Here is a 2080-nt window from a genome sequence, read left to right as displayed (position 1 = left end):
AAATGAAAGATAATAAAATCATAATTGAATTGTTTGGAAAGTACACTGCCTTTAAATGACTAAATCTCCTCAAACATTTTCTTCATCTCAAAATCCGAAAGGCCCCCTCGCTGAGCCTGTTCCCTGATGTCCTGCGCTCTGGCGACCAGAGCATTCCATTCATCGGTTGAGATCCTCCCGCGTGCCTTCCGCTTTTTCAAACGGTTGTAAGTGTTTTCGTATTCGATCTGCACCGGCGTCTTGCTGTCCCGGTCCGCCTGCTTGTTGTGCGCACCGACCTGCCTGCAGGTGCGCTTCGTTTCTCCCGGCGCGATCCGGGTGCAGTACCGCACATCGTATCCGTTCTGCAGCAGGAAGAACTTCCTGCAGTTGTGGCAGCGGCGCGGAACATTTCCGTGCATCAGGCCACGGAAGAGATCCATGTGGAGAAAATCGGCCAGGCTGGAGAAAACAACACGCTCCGCAAGGATGTACTTTTCCGGCTGCACAGGATCCGGCATCGTCACATATTCCGTCATGACCGGGCGGCTCTGCAGGAACTCAAAAGTGGGATAGGGCGGCAGTGCAGCACGCAGGGCCTCCTGTACAGCGGCATCGGAAAAGAACCGGTAAACACCCACTGCATAATGCTCCGCGTTCCTGCGTCCCGGCGGTTCGAAATAGAAGTCCAGCATCGTGGAAACATAGCTCCGGAAGCACAGAAGTTCATCCGGCAGCCGGAACAGCTTCCCGAAGAAGGAGCTGAGGGCTTCGTTTTCCGGCGTTCCCGGCGTCACGGCTTTCTGGAACTCTTCCGGCGCACTCCGGCACAGCTCCTCCAGCATCGTCCCGTATGTATCCCTGTCAATATTCAAAAGAGAAAACAGCGGAAGCGGATACACATGCTTCAAAGCCCTGTTCAACTGGCGCTGCACGGCAGCGGCCAGCGCGGGGCTTTTTTCTTTGTCCCGGGCAAAAAGGGAGTCCCGCACGATGGAAAAAAGCCTGACGGCTTCATCATGCAGCGCAAGCAGCTCCTCCACTGGATAATCCAGCAGTTCGCAGGAAATCTGCCCCAGCGGCAGCTGGTTTTGTTCGATCATCACCGTGCCGCCGTAGAACTGTACAGTGAATTCCTGGATGCTGTTTTCTGTTTCAATGAGCCGTTTTGTTTCCATCTGACCACCTGTCCCCGATGCACTTTTTTAATGTCCCCGTCTTTCTTTGAAAGTATTGCGGACGGGAAAATCTCTTGCTAGAATGAGTGTACCCGACAGGGATGAGAAAATCAACCGGAAGGAGAATGCTATGCACAAACAAACAGGAACACCAGGAGGTATTGATGGCCGGTAGGCTCAGAACGATCGACGCCCGCACATTGGCGGATGCGGTATTGGAACCGCCGGGGTATGCGGTGAAAGACCTGCTGGTGCAGGGCCTGCACATCCTGGCGGGAGCGCCAAAGACAGGAAAGAGCTGGCTGACGCTGTGGCTGTGCCAGCAGGTGGCAGGCGGAGAAAAGGTCTGGGGACATCCGACACAGCAGGGTACGGTGCTCTATCTGTGCCTGGAGGACGGCTATCACAGGCTGCAGGACAGGCTGCTGGACATCACGGAGGACCCATCGGAAAACTTGTATCTGGCCACACATGCGGGAACTCTGGCGGATGGCCTGGCCGGACAGATCGAAACCTTCGTCCGGGAACACGGGAGGGTGTCGCTGATCGTCATCGATACGCTGCAGAAAGTGCGGGAAACTTGTACGGACAATACCTATGCGAGGGACTATGCCGACCTGGCGCGGCTCAAAGAGCTGGCCGACCGCTGCAGGACCACTGTGCTGCTGGTCCACCATCTGCGCAAGCAGTATGACAGCGACCCGTTGAACAGGGTGTCCGGAACAGCGGGCATGAGTGGGGCCGCGGACGGGACCTTCATCCTGCAGCGTGAGGACAGGAGTTCAAACTATGGAACGTTGTTCTGTACGGGTCGGGACATTGAATCGAAAGAATTAAAACTGCAGTTCGATCCAATGTCTCACATCTGGGAATGCAGAGAAGATGAAGAAACAGCGCGGAGTGCAGACGAAGAAGTGATCGTG

General features: G+C 55.3%; 2 protein-coding genes. One reads left to right on the top strand and one right to left on the bottom strand.

Going from position 1 to position 2080, the window contains the following annotated elements; genetic code table 11:
- Positions 1-59: 59 nt before the first annotated feature.
- Positions 60-1157 carry a DUF6076 domain-containing protein gene (locus tag TQ39_RS19760; RefSeq protein WP_050006800.1) on the bottom strand — a complete coding sequence of 366 codons (1098 nt, stop codon included), beginning with the start codon at positions 1155-1157 and terminating at the stop codon, positions 60-62.
- 164 nt (positions 1158-1321) lie between these two features.
- Here TQ39_RS19760 and TQ39_RS19755 point away from each other — a divergent pair.
- A partial coding sequence (locus TQ39_RS19755; protein WP_167541563.1) for an AAA family ATPase occupies positions 1322-2080 on the top strand: 759 nt, incomplete at its 3' end.

It is taken from the genome of Ruthenibacterium lactatiformans (genome assembly GCF_000949455.1).
Classification (GTDB): domain Bacteria; phylum Bacillota; class Clostridia; order Oscillospirales; family Ruminococcaceae; genus Ruthenibacterium; species Ruthenibacterium lactatiformans.
The sequence above is the reverse complement of the archived record's forward strand: the minus strand, read 5'-3'. Positions and strand labels throughout refer to the sequence as shown.